The 15879-nt window shown below is 72.0% G+C and carries 12 protein-coding genes; 8 read left to right on the forward strand and 4 right to left on the reverse strand.

Translation table 11 applies throughout. The annotated features are described in order from the left end of the window. Positions 1-75: 75 nt before the first annotated feature. The 5 genes from ACULK4_RS01360 (at position 76) to ACULK4_RS01380 (ending at position 8187) form a co-directional block, all read left to right on the forward strand. Positions 76-513 (forward strand): prolipoprotein diacylglyceryl transferase, encoded by a 438-nt coding sequence (locus ACULK4_RS01360; RefSeq protein ID WP_445964130.1) that lies wholly within the window; start codon positions 76-78, stop codon positions 511-513. 99 nt (positions 514-612) lie between these two features. Further along, positions 613-2820, forward strand: a complete 2208-nt coding sequence (glgX, locus tag ACULK4_RS01365; protein WP_445966833.1) for a glycogen debranching protein GlgX — start codon at positions 613-615, stop codon at positions 2818-2820. Beyond that, positions 2820-5228: a malto-oligosyltrehalose synthase gene (gene treY, locus ACULK4_RS01370; RefSeq protein WP_445966834.1), complete on the forward strand. Its 2409-nt coding sequence runs from the start codon at positions 2820-2822 to the stop codon at positions 5226-5228. Before glgX ends, treY begins: the two co-directional genes overlap by 1 nt. Beyond that, the gene (treZ, locus tag ACULK4_RS01375; protein WP_445966835.1) at positions 5225-6991 is read left to right on the forward strand and encodes a malto-oligosyltrehalose trehalohydrolase; all 1767 of its coding nucleotides are present in this window, start codon (positions 5225-5227) and stop codon (positions 6989-6991) included. Before treY ends, treZ begins: the two co-directional genes overlap by 4 nt. A gap of 65 nt (positions 6992-7056) precedes the next feature. Then, a complete protein-coding gene (locus tag ACULK4_RS01380) occupies positions 7057-8187 on the forward strand; it encodes a hypothetical protein (RefSeq protein ID WP_445966836.1) in 1131 nt (376 codons plus the stop codon). Between the two features lie 21 nt (positions 8188-8208). On the opposite strand, the gene ACULK4_RS01385 is transcribed toward ACULK4_RS01380, so the two are convergent. Next, positions 8209-8982, reverse strand: coding sequence for a DUF4386 domain-containing protein (locus ACULK4_RS01385; protein ID WP_445966837.1), 774 nt, complete (start codon positions 8980-8982; stop codon positions 8209-8211). 80 nt (positions 8983-9062) lie between these two features. Here ACULK4_RS01385 and ACULK4_RS01390 point away from each other — a divergent pair, with 80 nt between their 5' ends. Further along, positions 9063-9770, forward strand: a complete 708-nt coding sequence (locus ACULK4_RS01390) for a TetR/AcrR family transcriptional regulator (protein ID WP_445966838.1) — start codon at positions 9063-9065, stop codon at positions 9768-9770. Between the two features lie 56 nt (positions 9771-9826). Here the strand turns inward: ACULK4_RS01390 and ACULK4_RS01395 are convergent, their stop codons facing one another. From ACULK4_RS01395 to ACULK4_RS01405, 3 genes are all read right to left on the reverse strand, one after another. Next, positions 9827-10138, reverse strand: a complete 312-nt coding sequence (locus ACULK4_RS01395) for a hypothetical protein (protein WP_445966839.1) — start codon at positions 10136-10138, stop codon at positions 9827-9829. 61 nt (positions 10139-10199) lie between these two features. Then, entirely contained in the window at positions 10200-11144 is a 945-nt protein-coding gene (gene ku, locus ACULK4_RS01400) for a non-homologous end joining protein Ku (protein ID WP_445966840.1), read from the reverse strand. Between the two features lie 50 nt (positions 11145-11194). Further along, positions 11195-12544 (reverse strand): glucose-6-phosphate dehydrogenase, encoded by a 1350-nt coding sequence (locus tag ACULK4_RS01405; protein ID WP_445966841.1) that lies wholly within the window; start codon positions 12542-12544, stop codon positions 11195-11197. Between the two features lie 158 nt (positions 12545-12702). On the opposite strand from ACULK4_RS01405, the gene ACULK4_RS01410 reads away from it, so the two are divergent. Beyond that, the gene (locus ACULK4_RS01410) at positions 12703-13188 is read left to right on the forward strand and encodes a hypothetical protein (RefSeq protein ID WP_445966842.1); all 486 of its coding nucleotides are present in this window, start codon (positions 12703-12705) and stop codon (positions 13186-13188) included. A 110-nt stretch (positions 13189-13298) separates the two neighbouring features. Next, positions 13299-15794: an ATP-dependent DNA ligase gene (locus ACULK4_RS01415; protein ID WP_445966843.1), complete on the forward strand. Its 2496-nt coding sequence runs from the start codon at positions 13299-13301 to the stop codon at positions 15792-15794. The last annotated feature ends 85 nt before the right edge of the window (positions 15795-15879 follow it).

Consider the following 15879-nt stretch of genomic DNA (forward strand, 5'->3'; position numbering starts at 1 on the left):
ACGCCCACCGGCGGTTCCGTGTCGGTCCGGCGGCGTAGACTCCCTCTGTTCACAAGACAAAGGGGAGTTGCACACATGCGACGTTTCACCATGCCCGCGGCGCTGTTCTTCGCCGGCGCGTTGGCGCTCACCGGCTGCACCGCGCAGGACGGCGACAATGCCGGCGCCGCCGCCGAATCGGTCTGCGAAACGGTTGCCTCCGGCATCCGCGACATCTCGAACGGCATCCAGAACACGCTCGCCTCGGCGTCGGCCGAGAACCGCGACGAGGTCGAGGCCTACCTGACCGAGGCAGGCGAGCGTGTCGAGGCGTTCGCAGCCGACGCCGAGGACTCGGAGTTCGCCGCCGCCGTCGAGGAGTTCGCCGCCGAGGTCGAGGCGTCGGGCGAGTACGCCGGCGACCTGCCCGAGGACCCGTCCGAGCAGGACCCGGAGGAGCTCTCGGAGCGCCAGGTCGCGCTGCAGGAGGCCGCCGCGAACGTGAAGGACGCCTGCACGCCCGACGACGAGTAACCACGACGAGCGAGCGCGCGGCCCCGGTCGACGGGGCCGCGCGCTCCCGCTTCCGCGTCCGCGCCCTACGATGTCCTGAGGCTGACCGTTGGGGGATGCATGCACACCTGGCCCGGTTCCACCTACCCGCTCGGGGCGACGTTCGACGGCAACGGCACGAACTTCGCCCTGTTCAGCGAGGTCGCCGAGAAGGTCGAGCTGTGCCTGTTCGACAACCGGCGACGCGAGACCCGGGTGGAGCTCATCGACGTCGACGCCTACATCTGGCACGCGTACCTGCCGCAGGTGCAGCCCGGCCAGCGGTACGGCTATCGCGTGCACGGCCCGAACGACCCGAAGCGCGGGCAGCGGTGCAACCCGCGCAAGCTCCTGCTCGACCCGTACGCCAAGGCGGTCGACGGCGAGCTGAAGTGGAGCCAGTCCCTGTTCGGGTACCAGTTCGGCAAGCCGGAGTCGCGTAACGACGCCGACTCCGCCAAGAGCATGATGCTCGGCGTGGTCACCAACCCGTTCTTCGACTGGACGGGCGACCGCCACCCGCGGACCCCGTACGCGGCGACGCTCATCTACGAGGCGCACGTGAAGGGCCTCACCCAGACGCTGCCCGGCGTGCCCGACGAGATCCGCGGCACCTACGCGGGCATCGGCCATCCGGCCGTCATCGACCACTTGGTCAGGCTCGGCGTGACCGCCATCGAGCTCATGCCGGTGCACCAGTTCGTCAACGACGGCACCCTGCAGGAGAAGGGCCTGTCGAACTACTGGGGCTACAACACCATCGCCTTCTTCGCCCCGCACAACGCCTATGCCTCGACCGGGCAGCGCGGCGAGCAGGTGCAGGAGTTCAAGGCGATGGTGAAGGCCCTGCACACCGCGGGCATCGAGGTGATCCTCGACGTCGTCTACAACCACACCGCCGAGGGCAACCACCTCGGGCCGACGCTCTCGATGCGCGGCATCGACAACGCCGCCTACTATCGCCTCGTCGACGACGAACCGCAGTACTACATGGACTACACGGGCACCGGCAACTCGCTCAACGTCGGTCACCCGCACTCGCTGCAGCTCATCATGGATTCGCTGCGCTACTGGGTGCTCGAGATGCACGTCGACGGGTTCCGGTTCGACCTCGCCTCGACCCTCGCGCGCGAGTTCTACGAGGTCGACAAGCTGTCGACGTTCTTCGAGCTCGTGCAGCAGGACCCGGTGGTGTCGCAGGTCAAGCTCATCGCCGAGCCGTGGGACGTCGGCCCCGGCGGCTACCAGGTGGGCAACTTCCCGCCGCAGTGGACGGAGTGGAACGGCAAGTACCGCGACACCGTCCGCGACTTCTGGCGCGGCGAGCCCGCGACGCTCGGCGAGTTCGCGTCGCGGTTCACCGGCTCGGCCGACCTGTACGAGCACTCGGGGCGCCGCCCGGTGGCATCCATCAACTTCGTCACCGCGCACGACGGGTTCACCCTGCGCGACCTCGTCTCGTACAACCGGAAGCACAACGACGCCAACGGCGAGGACAACAACGACGGCGAATCGCACAACCGCTCCTTCAACCTCGGCGTCGAGGGACCGACCGACGACCCCGAGATCCTGACCCTCCGTGGGAGGCAGCAACGCAACTTCATCGCCACGCTGCTGCTGTCGCAGGGCGTGCCGATGCTCTCGCACGGCGACGAGCTCGGCCGCACCCAGCAGGGCAACAACAACGTGTACGCGCAGGACAACGAGCTCAGCTGGATCGACTGGGAGCATGCCGACCAACCACTCGTCGAGTTCACGGCGGCGGTGGCGAGGCTGCGTGCCGAGCACCCCACGTTCCGTCGCAGCCGGTTCTTCGACGGCCGCCCCGTGCGCCGCGGCGAGGGCGACCCGGTGCCCGACATCGTGTGGCTGCGCCCCGACGGCTCGACCATGGAACCCGAGGACTGGGACGCCGGATTCGGCAAGGCGATCGGCGTGTTCCTGAACGGCGAGGGCATCCGCGAACGCGACCGCCGGGGCGAGCGGATCGTCGACCGGCACTTCATCGTGCTGTTCAACGCGCACGACGAGCCGGTCGAGTTCACGATCCCGATCCACGAGGCGTCGCCCGAGTGGGAGGTGCTCATCGACACCGCCGGCAGGCGCGCCGACAGCGAGCCCATCCAGCCGGGCGGGATGATCCCGCTCGAGCAGCGGTCGCTCGTCGTGCTGTGCCAGCACGACCCGACCCCCGAGGAGGTCGACCACTCCGTGGCGGCATCCCTGTCGGCGATGGTGGCCGGCAACAAGGAGGAGTCGCAGGCGCCCAAGAGCGAGGCCCGCGAGTGATGCGCGAGCCGTTCGGCGCCCCGCATCGTCGGCGCGAACCGCGCTCGACGTACCGGCTGCAGGTGCGGCCGTCGTTCGACCTGCACGAGGCGGCATCCGTCGTCGACCACCTCGACCGCCTCGGCGCCGACTGGGTGTACCTGTCGCCGATCCTGCCCTCGCGCGCCGGATCCGACCACGGGTACGACGTCGTCGGGCACGACCGGGTCGACGATGCGCGCGGCGGCGAGCCGGGCCTCGAGGCGGTGGCGGATGCCGCGCACCGACGTGGCCGCGGCATCCTGGTCGACATCGTGCCGAACCACGTGGGCGTGGCGGATGCCGCGCAGAACCCGTGGTGGTGGAGCCTGCTGCAGCTCGGGCGCGAGTCGCCGCACGCCGACGCGTTCGACGTCGACTGGGCGCTCACGGGCGGCCGGCTGCGCCTGCCCGTGCTGGGCGGCACCGTCGAGGAGGCCGCGGCGGACGGCGACCTGCGTGTCGAGCACGGCGAGCTGCGGTACTTCGAGCACCGGTTCCCGCTCGCACCCGGTTCGGTCGACGACGGCGCCGACGCGCTCACCGTGCACGACCGCCAGCACTACGAGCTCGTGAACTGGCAGCGCGCCGACGCCGAGCTGAACTACCGGCGGTTCTTCGCCGTGAACGAGCTCGCCGGCGTGCGCGTCGAGCGGACCGAGGTGTTCCGGGCCACGCACGCCGAGATCGTCCGCTGGGTACGAGACGGCCTCGCCGACGGCATCCGGGTCGACCACCCCGACGGGCTCGCCGCGCCCGGCGACTACCTCGACCGCCTCGCGGAGGCCACGGGCGGCGCGTACGTGCTCGTCGAGAAGATCCTCGAGGGCGATGAGCCGCTGCCGCCGCACTGGCGCACCGACGGCACGACCGGGTACGACGCGCTCGCCGACATCGACCGGGTCCTCGTCGACCCGGCGGGCGAGGCCGCGCTCGACGCGCTCGACGCGCGCCTGCGCGCCGAGACCGGCATCGACGGCCCGACCGACTGGCACGAGCTCATCCACGGCACGAAGCGCGGCATCGCCGACGGCATCCTCCGAAGCGAGGTGCTGCGGCTCGAGCGGATGCTGCCCGAACCTCGACCCGCGGACGCCGCGGACGCGCTCGCCGAGCTCCTCGCGTGCTTCCCTGTGTACCGCTCCTACCTCCCCGGCGGACGCAAGCACCTCGACGCGGCCGCCCGGCTCGCGCGCGAGCACCGACCCGACCTCGCGGCATCCGTCGACGCCCTGCTGCCCGTGCTCGCCGACCCGGCGCATCCTGTCGCGATCCGCTTCCAGCAGACCAGCGGCATGGTCATGGCCAAGGGAGTGGAGGACACCGCGTTCTACCGGTGCACGCGGCTCGGCTCGCTCACCGAGGTCGGCGGCGACCCGTCGGAGTTCGCGATCGACGTCGACGCGTTCCACGCCCGCCAGATGCGCCGGCACTCGGCGTGGCCGCACTCGATGACGACCCTGTCGACGCACGACACCAAGCGCGGCGAGGACGTGCGCGCCCGCATCGACGTGCTCGCCGAGGTACCCGAGCGGTGGTCGATCGAGCTCGACGGCCTTCGTGCGACCGCCGGGTCGACGGGCGACGGCCCGTTCGACGTGCTGCTGTGGCAGGCGATCATCGGCGCGTGGCCGCTCGAACGCGAGCGGGCGCACGCCTACGCCGAGAAGGCTTCGCGCGAGGCATCCGTCTCGACGCACTGGACCGCACCCGACGAGGCGTTCGAGCGGCGCATGCACGAGGTGATCGACCGGGCCTACGACGTGCCGGCGGTGCGCGAGCGCCTCGACGCGTTCGTCGCGTGGCTCGCGCCCGCCGGCTGGTCGAACTCGCTGTCGGCCAAGCTGCTGCAGCTGACGATGCCGGGCGTGCCCGACGTGTACCAGGGCGGTGAGCTGTGGGAGACGAGCCTCGTCGACCCCGACAACCGGCGGCCCGTCGACTTCGACCTCCGGCGGCGCATGCTGCGCGAGGTCGACGCCGGGTTCGAGCGCGGCGATCTGCCGTCCGTCGACGAGTCCGCGGCGGCGAAGCTGCTCGTCACCTCGCGGGCGCTGCGCCTGCGCCGCGACCGGCCGGGCCTCTTCACCCGGTACACGCCGCTCGAGGTCGCCGGAGCGGCCGCGCGGCACGCGATCGCGTTCGACCGCGGCGGTGCGGTGACGGTCGCGACCCGGCTGCCGGTCGGCCTCGCCGAGCGCGCGGGCGCCGGCCCCGCGGCATCCGTCGGTCCCGACGCGTGGGGCGACACCGTGGTGCTGGTGAAGCGGATGCCCCTGCAGGACGTGCTCACCGGCCGCCGCTTCGACGGCGGCGCCATCCGCCTCGCCGAGCTGCTCGCGACCTACCCGGTGGCGCTGCTCGCACCCGACCCGGAGGAGACCCGATGACCGTGGAGCTGTGGGCGCCGATCCCGCAGCGCGTCGCGCTGCGCCGGCCCGGACACGACGACCTGCCGATGGAACGCGACGCCGCCGGGCGGTGGCGCGCCGACGTCGACCTCGCCCCCGGCGACGAGTACGGCTTCGTGCTCGACGACGACGAGCGCGCCCTGCCCGACCCGCGGTCGCGGCGGCAGCCTCGCGGCGTTCACGAACTCAGCGCGGCGTTCGACCTCGGGGCGCACGAGTGGGCGGATGCCGCGTGGCCGGGCCGTGCGCTCGCCGGCGGCGTGATCTCCGAGCTGCACGTCGGCACCTTCACGCCCGAGGGCACCCTGGACTCCGCGATCGAGCGGCTCGAGCACCTCGTCGACCTCGGCGTCGACTTCGTCGAGCTGCTGCCGGTCAACGCGTTCAACGGCACCCGCAACTGGGGCTACGACGGCGTGCTCTGGTACGCCGTGCACGAGCCGTACGGCGGGCCCGCCGCCTACCAGCGGTTCGTCGACGCATGCCACGCACGCGGACTCGCGGTGATCCAGGACGTCGTGTACAACCACCTGGGACCGTCCGGCAACTACCTGCCCCGGTTCGGGCCCTACCTGCGCACGACCGAACGGAACACGTGGGGCGACTCGGTGAACCTCGACGAGCCCGAGGTGCGCCGGTTCATCGTCGACAACGCGATGACGTGGCTGCGCGACCTCCACGTCGACGGGCTTCGGCTCGACGCCGTGCACGCGCTCCGCGACGGCTCGGAGCGCCACATCCTGCAGGAACTCGCCGAGAACGCCGACGTGCTCGCGTCCGAGCTCGGACGGCCGCTGACGCTCATCGCCGAGTCCGACCTCAACGATCCCAGGCTCATCACGCCGCGCGAGGCCGGCGGCTACGGCCTCACCGCGCAGTGGAGCGACGACCACCACCACGCGATGCACGTCGCCCTCACGGGCGAGACCGACGGGTACTACGCGGACTTCGCGTCGCTCGACGCACTCGTGAAGACGACGACGCGCGGCTTCTTCCACGACGGCACGTACTCCTCGTTCCGCGGTCGCGACCACGGGGTTCCGATCGACCCGGCCGTGCCCACGTGGCGCCTCGTGACGTTCACCCAGGATCACGACCAGGTCGGCAACCGCGCCGCGGGCGACCGCATCTCGCAGACCCTCTCCGAGCCGCGGCTCGCGGTCGCGGCGGTGCTGAACCTCACCACCCCGTTCACGCCCATGCTGTTCATGGGCGAGGAGTGGGGCGCGTCGACACCGTGGCAGTTCTTCACGTCGCATCCGGAACCCGAGCTCGGCCGCGCGACCGCCGAAGGCCGCATCACCGAGTTCGCGCGCATGGGCTGGGACGAATCGGTCGTGCCCGACCCGCAGGACCCGGAGACCTTCCGGCGGTCGAAGCTCGACTGGTCGGAGGCGACGGCGACGGATGGCGCACACGCGCGGCTGCTCGACCTGCACCGCCGACTGATCGCGTTGCGGCGCTCGCGACCCGAGCTCACCGATCCGGCGTTCGCTCACACGACGGCGTGGGCGGATGACACGACGAAGCGGTTCCGGATGGAACGCGGCGCACCCGACGCGCCCGATCGCGTCGTCGTGCTCGCGAACCTCGGACTCACGCCCTGGCAGGTGGAGCTCGACGACCCGGCAGACGTGCTGCTCACGACGGGTCCGGCGCTCGCCGACCGGATCCCGGCCGACGGCACGCTCGCCTTGCCCGCCGAGTCCGCAGCCGTCCTCCTCGTCCGCCGGTCCTCGTAGGGTCGAACCGCGTATCGGGGGCACCACTGAGGACGGGATCGCGGCCGACCCCTACGCTTCGCCCCATGGACACGCTTCACGGCGAGCGGCCGCGTCGACACGCTCGCGCCACGACCCGACGCCCGCGAACGGCGGCCTTCGCCGCCGTCCTCGCCATCGCCGCACTCGCGCTCAGCGCCTGCGCGACGCCCTCCGCCCCTCCCTCCGCGGGCACCGCACCGCCGACGACCGCGTCGAGCACGCCGACGCCCGAGCCCGCGGCCGGATCGGTCCAGCCGCCCTCGCGCTACGACCTCGACTGCGATGAGCTCGTATCGCCGAACTCGATCGTCCCGATGTTCAGCGTGCCGGTCGCGCCGACCGATCCGCTGGTGACCGCCGCCGGCGCGGGCATCGCCGTGCCGCGCATGACCTCGATCCTCAGCGTCGGCGGTCTCGCGTGCGAGTGGGCGAACGGCGAGCCGTTCAACAGCCAGTACGGCACGAATCCCGCGTACGTCGGCGTGCTCGTCACCGTCGTGCCGCCGCAGGCGGCGGGATGGTCGACGCAGGCGACGGACGCCGGCATTCCCGTCGCCGGAGGATCATGCGATCCGGAGACGTGCAGCATGACGCGCACGACCTCCGGCGCGTGGATCGCGGTCTTCGGGGCAGGGGGAAGCGGGCGGGCCATCGACCCGGTCGCGGCCGAGCAGGTCGCCGACGCCGCGGCCGCCGCCGTCGACTCGGCGAGCCCACCCGCGGCGGCTGCCACCGTCGACACCGGGCTGCCCACGGACTGCGAGGCGCTCGTGCCGACCGCTGCCGTCGAGACCGCCACCGGGGTGACGGGACTCACCGCGACATCCATCGCCGGCGGCTGGAGCGAATGGGCCGAGGCGATGGCCATCGCCGGGGACCTCGGCTGCCACTGGTTCCCGGCCGACTCGGACGAGGCCGCGGCGAGCGCCGCGTGGGTGCGAGGCGGCCGGTGGGCGTTCGACCGCATCGAGGCCGCCGGGGCGATCGTGCCGGCGTCGGCGGTCGCGCCCGTCACCGTGGCGAGCGGCGATCGCGCGATCGTCCGGTGCGACCCCGCATACTCCGTCTGCGCCGTCGACCTCGTGATCGGCCCCGACTGGATCGAGGTCAGGGCTCCCGACGAGGCGCGCGCCGTGGCCCTCGCCACCGAGATCGCCGCGGGCCTGTCGAGCTGACCGCGTCGGCTCCCGGTCGCCTCACGCGGCCGGGGGCTGTGCGCGTCCCGGGTCGAGCACCGGGAGCAGGCGCGTGTCGAACCCGCGGACGATCAGCCAGACCGCGAGCACCAGTCCCTGCACGGCGAGCGGTCCGGTGAGCGCGAGGTAGGCGACGCTCACCACGTCGACGACCCGCGCGAGCAGCAGGAGACTGCCGAGGATCGCAAGGGCGACGGCTGCGAGGCCCCACACCGACAACCAGGCCGGGACGAGACGCCGGCGCCGGAGCAGGGCGAAGAACAGCAGATCGCCGAACCCCATCGCCACGATGATCACGAAATGGTTCACCAGGTCCCGCCCCCGGCGAAGGGCCTCGGCGACCGCCTCGTGGGCCGATGGCGCGCTCGTCGAAGCGCCCTGGTCGTACGCCGCTGCGAGGTCGAGGAACAGCGGCAGCATGGCGACCGCGAGGAGGTGGAACCCGACCGCGATCAGGCGGAAGGTCACGAACCCGAGGCTCATCGTCGCGCCTGCCCGACGAAGGGTCGGATGCAGCACCAACGCGAAGGCGGCATACGCCGCGGCCATCAGGACCTGGAACAGCGCGCCCACGACGACCTCGACTTCGCGGCCCGGAAGCGATCCCAGGTAGTCGGCCTCCTCCAGCACCGGGACCACGCTCAGGAGGCCGGCGGCGAAGGTCACGAGCAGCAGCACGCCCGCGATCGTGGTCGCGCTGCTCCGGGAGCCCGTGCCCGATCGTCGGAGACGACGCATCCGATCCCGTGTCGCCGATCCGCGCAGATTCCCCATCGCCATCTCCTTTACGCCGTAAGGTGTCGATCCCACCTTACACTTGTAAAGTCACTCGTCCAGTCCCGATGGAGGCCGCCGTGCCGTCTCACCCCTCCGATCGACCGCCGCTCACTCCCGAACGCATCATCGACGCGGCCGTCGCAGTTGCGGACCACGGCGGGGTGGCCGCGGTGAGCATGCGCAAGGTCGCCGACCGGCTCGGCGTCGAGGCGATGGCGCTCTACTACCACCTGCCGAACAAGGTCGCCATCGTCGATGGGATCGTCGACGCGGTGTTCGCGGAGATCGACCTCCCGGGCGCGGACGGCGACCGCCGCGCCGAGCTCGAACGGCACTACTGGTCCATGCGGCGGGCCCTCTCGCGGCACAGCTGGGTCCTCGGGCTCATCGAGTCCGGAGACCACGTCGGGCCCCGCCGCATCCGCCGCCACGACGCGGTGCTCGGGATCCTGCTCGGCGCGGGCCTGTCGCCGGGAGATGCCGTGCTCGCCGTCTCGGTGCTCGACAGCTACGTCTCCGGCTTCGTCCTCCACGAGAAGCAGCAGCGCGTCTCCGCCCCTGCGGAGATCGGGCAGGCGGCCGCCGATCTCGCCGGCGAGCTCCGCGACGTGGACCTTCCCCACCTGCGCGCGGTCGCAGAAGCCCTGTCCGCCGGGCCGGCGCCCCCGCACGACCTCGCCTTCGCGCACGGGCTCCGCGTCATCCTCGACGGGCTGGGATTCGGGCAGGCGGATGGGGCCGACGCCGATGCGCTTCCCGGCGAGGCCGGCGTGGACCCCGCCTAGCCCCGGTTGCCGGGGCGCTCAGTCCGCGCAGGCCCCTCGAGGGTGCGTCGCCGAGGTCAGTCGCGGCCGGGCAGGTTCAGCTCGTCGGGGTCGACGTCCACGTCGCCGGAGTCGTCGGGCCCGCCCGTGCCGGGGACCGCTCGGATCTGCGACTCGTCGAGGTCGTCGGCGACGCGGTCGGGCACCGGATCGCCCTGCTTGGCCGCGGTCTCGTTCTCGCTGCTCGGACTCGTGCGCTCGTCGTCGGGGTTCGTGTTCGCGCCGGGGATGTCGTCGGCCGAGCCCGACGTGTCGGCGCGCGGCGCCGGCGGCCCGTTCTCTCCCTCGCCGGCCGCGAAGCGCGCGAGGATGTCGTCGTTGTCGCTCATGCCGCCACCGTACGTCCGGCGTCGCCGGGGGCACAGGGGTTGACGCTCGGGCCCCGGGCGCTCAGCCCGCCTTCTTGGCGGTCTTCCGCTTCGTCGCGGGCTTCTCCTCGGCCTCGCCGGATCTCGACGACGCCTTCGTGCCCGACTTCGCCGCGGCCTTCCGCGCGGCGGGCTTCTTCGCCGCGGGCTTCTTCTCGTCGGGCTCGGCCGCGGCATCCGCGCCGCCGCGCTTGGCTGCGATGGACTGGCGCAGCGCCTCCATCAGGTCGATGACCTCGCCGCCCTCCTCTTCGGGCTGCTCGCCGAACGTCGCCGCGGTGTCGAGCGCGTCGCCCTGCTCGAGCTTCGCCTGGATGAGGGTCCGCAGCTCCTGCTGGTACTCGTCGACGAACTCCTCGGGCTCGAAGTCGCTCGAGAGGCTCTCGATGAGCTGCTTCGACAGGTCGAGCTCCTTCGACGTGATCTTCGCGGGCTCGTCGAGTGCCGGGAACTTCGCCTCGCGCACCTCGTCGCTCCACCGCAGCGTCTGCACCATGAGCACGTCGCCGAACACGCGGAGCGCCGCGAGCCGCGTCTTCTGCCGCAGCGCCATCCGCACCACCGCCGTGCGCTCGGTCGACTCGAGCGCCTCGCGCAGCAGCACGTAGGCCTTGTTCGATGCCGAGTCGGGCTCGAGGAAGTAGCTCCGGTCGAACATGATCGGGTCGATCTGCTCGGTGGGCACGAACTCGACGACCTCGATCTCGCGGCTGCGCTCGGCGGGCAGCGACTTGAGATCCTCATCGGTGATGATGACCGTGCGCTCGCCGTCGTCGTACGCCTTGTCGATGTGCTGGTACGGCACGACCTCGCCGTCGATCTCGCAGATGCGCTGGTAGCGGATGCGCCCGCCGTCGGTGTCGTGCACCTGGTGCAGGGACACGTCGTGGTCCTCGGTGGCGCTGTAGAGCTTGACGGGCACATTGACCAGGCCGAATGTGACCGCCCCTTTCCAGACGGCTCGCATCCTCTCAGTAGACACCTTGGACGGCGCGAGCGGTAGCCCTTGCGTCGTGCCTACCAGCCCTGCGGGCCGCCGGATCCGGCCGGGTACTGCTCGAGGGGCACGAGGTCGTCGCGCCAGGCGGCGAGGACCGGCTCGACGATGCGCCACGACTCCTCGGCGACGTCGCCGCGGATGGACAGGGTCGGGTCGTCGTTCAGGATGCCCTTCAGCACCTCGCCGTAGGGCAGCAGAGCACCGGCGACCTGCTTCGCCACGAGCGTCGTCTGCTCGAGGACGAACGGGTCGCCGCCGCCGTTCATCGTCAGTCCCACCTCGACCTCGCCGGAGCGCAGGTCGAGCTCGATCCAGTCCGAGTGCGGACGCCCTTCGAGTCCGTCGATCGCCGCAGCCGGACGCAGCACCGCCCGGGCGACCTTCCGGCTCCGCCCGAGCGCCTTGCCCGACCGCAGGACGAAGGGCACGCCCCGCCACCGTTCGGTGTCGACTCCGACGACGACCTGCGCGAGCGTCTCGGTGTCCAGCAGCGGGTCCACACCGGGCTCGTCGACGTAGGCGGGAAGGCTCCGTCCCTCCACGTCGCCTGCTCCGTAGCGCGCGCGCCGGCTCGCGGCGCCGGGATCGTCGCGCCACACGGCGGTGCGGCGCAGCACCTCGGCCACCGCGTCGCGCAGGACGACCTCGTCGACCCGGTCGATCGGCTCCATGGCCACGAGCGCGAGCACTGCGAGCAGGTGGCTCTGCACCATGTCGATCAACGCGCCGGCGCCGTCGTAGTAGCCGGCGCGACCCTCGAGGCCGAGCGTCTCGTCGTACACGATCTCCACGCGCTCGATGGAGTGCCGGTTCCAGATGGGCTCGATGAGCCGGTTGGCGAACCGGGTGCCGAGGATGTTGAGGACCGTGGCACGGCCGAGGAAGTGGTCGATGCGGTACACCTGCCGCTCGGGGACGATGCGCGCGAGCAGCTCGTTCATGCTGCGGGCGCTGTCGCGGTCGGTGCCGAAGGGCTTCTCGAGCGCGAGCCGCATGCCGGCGGGCGTGTCGATGCGCTCGAGCGCGAGGCACACGCGGGCCGTGACGGCGGGTGGCAGCGCGAAGTAGACGACCGGCACGGCCGTGCATTCGGCGAGCAGTCCGGCGAGCGCGGCGGCGTCCGTCGCATCGGCGCGCACGTAGCGCGTCGACCCGAGCAGCCGCGAACGTCGCTGGGCCGGCACGGCCTCGAGTGCATCGGCGACCAAGCCGCGCCACTCCGCGTCGCCGACGTCTCGCAACCCGGACCCGACCACCTCGAGCTCCACGTCGTGCGCCGCGAGCAGGGTGCCGAGGCCGGGCAGCAGCAGGCGCTTCGTGAGGTCGCCGTCCGCACCCAGGATGAGCAGTGTCGCCGAAGCCGTCATGACGCCACGGTAGGCCCGATCGACCCTGTTCGCGCGCAGTCCGCGTGGGGTTGACAGCGCGGACGTGATGCGGGGCCGGGTGCAACCCCTTGACGGTGCGGCGGTCGCCCGGTTGCGTGGATCGAGTGAGGGACGAACGAGGGAAGGGGAACCACCGCATGAATGCGAGACGACTCCCGAGGACGGCGGTCCGCCGCGCGGCACCGTTCGCGTGCGCTGCGGCCGTGCTCGCCGCGATGGCCGGCTGCGCCGTCGTCGCCGGCGACGAACCGCTCCCTCCCGAGGAACTGGAGGCCATCGCGCTCGGCGCGAACGCCGAGGTCTCGGACGTCGCGGCGCGCAGCATCGTCCTCGTCGCGGCCGACCGCGGTGAACCGGGACGATTGCTCGGCACGCTGTTCAATCGAGGCGATGCTCCCGTCGAGGTCGAGCTCAGCGACGATGACGACACGGTCGTCGTGGAGGTGCCGGCCGGCGACCTGGTGGCACTCGAGGAGCAGGAGTTCCTCCTGGACACCGTGGAGCAGATCCCGGGGTCCTACGTCGAGGTCGATATCGGGGTCGGAGGGGAGGTCGTCGAGATGCAGGTCCCCGTCCGAGACGGCAGTCTCGAGGCCTACGCGCCGTACTTGCCCGAGGGGTGACCTCCAGCTGGAACCGGACGAGACGGTGTCGCGCGCGTGCCCGAGACCGCCGATGACGGTGTCGCACCCCTGCCCGACACCGCATGAGCCGGAGGCGGCAGGATAGGGGGATGGCCCAGGGCCCGTACCAGATGGTCGACGTCGACGGACGACGGCTGCGCCTGACGAGCCTCGACAAGGTCATGTACCCCGAGGCGGGGATGACCAAGGGCGAGATGATCGCCTACTACGCCGAGATCGCCCCGACGATGCTGCCGCACGTGGCCGGTCGGCCGATCACGCGCAAGCGGTGGGTGAACGGCGTCGGCACCCCGCAGCATCCGGAGCAGGCGTTCTTCGAGAAGCACCTCGAGGAGCATGCGCCGGAGTGGATCCGTCGCGGCGTGCAGCACCACTCCGAGGGCGACAAGTCGTACCCCGTGGCCGACAGCCGCGCGACGCTCGTGTGGCTCGCGCAGATGGGCGCGATCGAGTTGCACGTGCCGCAGTGGCGGTTCACGCCGGCGGGCGAGCCCGGCAATCCCGACCGCATGGTGTTCGACCTCGACCCGGGCGAGGGGATGGGCCTGCCCGAGTGCGCCGAGGTGGCCCGGATGGTGCGAGCGATCCTGCAGGGCATGGGCCTCGACGCCGTGCCGGTCACGAGCGGGAGCAAGGGCATCCACCTCTACGCCGCACTCGACGGCTCGCAGACGTCGGACCAGGCGTCGGCGGTCGCGCACGAGCTCGCCAGGGCGCTGGAGGCCGACCACCCCGACCTCATCGTGTCGAGCATGCGCAAGAGCCTGCGCGGCGGGCGCGTGCTCATCGACTGGAGCCAGAACAACGGCAAGAAGACGACGATCGCGCCCTACTCGCTGCGCGGCCGGTTCCGCCCGACCGTCGCGGCACCGCGCACGTGGGAGGAGCTCGACGACCCGGGGCTCGAGCAGCTCGAGGCCGACGAGGTCGTCGCGCTCGTCGCGGAGCGCGGCGACCCGATGCTGGCCGTCACCGCGGCATCCGCCGATGGCCCGCTGAGCACGTACCTGTCGATGCGCTCCGCCGGCGCGACGCCCGAGCCGATGCCGGAGTCGGCGTGGGGCGTCGCCAACGACGGCGAACCGGGCTTCGTGATCCAGGAGCACCATGCGCGCCGGCTCCACTTCGACCTGCGGCTCGAGCGCGACGGCGTGCTGAAGAGCTGGGCGGTCCCGAAGGGCGTGCCCGAGACCTCCGGGACGAACCACCTGGCGGTGCAGACCGAGGACCACCCCATGGAGTACCTGGTCTTCGAGGGCACCATCCCCGAGGGGCAGTACGGCGCCGGGTCGATGACGGTGTGGGACACCGGCACGTACGACACCGAGAAGTGGCGCGACGACGAGGTGATCTTCACGCTCACCGGCCGCGTGGGCGGGCCGCTCGGGCGAGTGCGGCTCGCGCTCATCCGAACCGGGGGGCAGGGGGAGAAGAGCCAGTGGCTGCTGCATCGCATGAAGGAGCAGCACGCGGCCGGCCACGGGGTCGAGGCGCCGGCTCCGTCGTCTGCTCGACCCCCGGAGCGTGTGCGCGTCGAGGAGCGCCCTCGGGACGCGTCTCGAGACCCTCGGAGAGCAGGCGAGCGGATGCCGCCCGTGCCGAAGCCGATGCTCGCGTCCGCAGGCGCGGTCGGACTCGTCACGGGCGACGAGTGGGCGATCGAATGGAAGTGGGACGGCATCCGCGTGCTCGCCCAGGTCGAGGGCGGGGTCACCCGGCTCGTCAGCCGGAACGGGCTCGACCTCACGGCGACCTACCCGGAGCTCGGCGACCTCGCGCGCGTGTTCCGCGGCGATGCGATCGTCGACGGCGAGGTCCTCGCGCTCGACGAGTCCGGCCGCCCCGACTTCGGGCTGCTGCAGCGCCGTATGAACCTGTCGAAGCCGCGCGAGGTCGAGGCCGCCGCGGCATCCGTGCCCGTGGTGCTGCACCTGTTCGACGTGCTCGAGGTCGCCGGCACGCCGACCGTCGATGAGCCGTACGCCCGCCGACGCGAGCGTCTCGAGCGACTGGTGCGGAGGCGAGACGACGTTCCCGTCGACGTGCCGCCGGCCGTCGATGTCGCGCCGGACGCGGCGCTCGAGGAGGCGCGCCGTCTCGGGCTCGAGGGCATCGTCGCGAAGCGTCGGCGGTCCGCGTACCGGCCGGGCGTCCGCAGCGACGACTGGGTCAAGGTCAAGGTGTCGCGCACGCAGGAGGTCGTGATCGGCGGATACCGGCGGGGCAGCGGGGGCCGCGCCGGACGTATCCGCTCGCTGCTGGTGGGCGTGCCGACGGGCGACGGCGGATGGCGCTACGCGGGCCGCGTCGGGTCCGGCCTGCGCGAGCGCGACGCCGAGCGGCTGCTCGAACGGCTCGACGGGATGACGCGTCCCGATGCGCCGTTCGAGGGAGTGCCGGCCGCCGACACCGTGGACGCGGTCTGGGTGCGGCCCGAACTCGTCGGCGAGATCGAGTTCGGGGAGTGGACGCGGACCGGCGTCGCGCGACACCCGCGCTGGCGGGGCCTGCGGCCCGACAAGGCCCCGGGGGACGTGCGGCTCGAGGATCCGCGGACGGCCGGCTCTCCCGACCCGACCGGCTGAAGTACTTCAGCGCGCAGCGGTTCGCTGAACGACCTGTGAATGCCCGCAGAAGCGACGCATTGTGCAACAAGAACCAGGCATCGCC

It is taken from the genome of Agromyces selenitireducens, from assembly GCF_052748465.2.

Excerpts from the sequence above, each read along its gene's own strand:
- ACULK4_RS01380 (WP_445966836.1), top strand. The coding sequence starts at position 7,057 with ATGGACACGCTTCACGGCGAGCGGCCGCGTCGACACGCTCGCGCCACG.
- ACULK4_RS01410 (WP_445966842.1), top strand. The coding sequence starts at position 12,703 with ATGAATGCGAGACGACTCCCGAGGACGGCGGTCCGCCGCGCGGCACCG.
- ACULK4_RS01415 (WP_445966843.1), top strand. The coding sequence starts at position 13,299 with ATGGCCCAGGGCCCGTACCAGATGGTCGACGTCGACGGACGACGGCTG.
- ACULK4_RS01395 (WP_445966839.1), bottom strand. The coding sequence starts at position 10,138 with ATGAGCGACAACGACGACATCCTCGCGCGCTTCGCGGCCGGCGAGGGA.
- treZ (WP_445966835.1), top strand. The coding sequence starts at position 5,225 with ATGACCGTGGAGCTGTGGGCGCCGATCCCGCAGCGCGTCGCGCTGCGC.
- ACULK4_RS01385 (WP_445966837.1), bottom strand. The coding sequence starts at position 8,982 with ATGGGGAATCTGCGCGGATCGGCGACACGGGATCGGATGCGTCGTCTC.
- ACULK4_RS01405 (WP_445966841.1), bottom strand. The coding sequence starts at position 12,544 with ATGACGGCTTCGGCGACACTGCTCATCCTGGGTGCGGACGGCGACCTC.
- treY (WP_445966834.1), top strand. The coding sequence starts at position 2,820 with ATGCGCGAGCCGTTCGGCGCCCCGCATCGTCGGCGCGAACCGCGCTCG.
- ACULK4_RS01360 (WP_445964130.1), top strand. The coding sequence starts at position 76 with ATGCGACGTTTCACCATGCCCGCGGCGCTGTTCTTCGCCGGCGCGTTG.
- ku (WP_445966840.1), bottom strand. The coding sequence starts at position 11,144 with ATGCGAGCCGTCTGGAAAGGGGCGGTCACATTCGGCCTGGTCAATGTG.
- glgX (WP_445966833.1), top strand. The coding sequence starts at position 613 with ATGCACACCTGGCCCGGTTCCACCTACCCGCTCGGGGCGACGTTCGAC.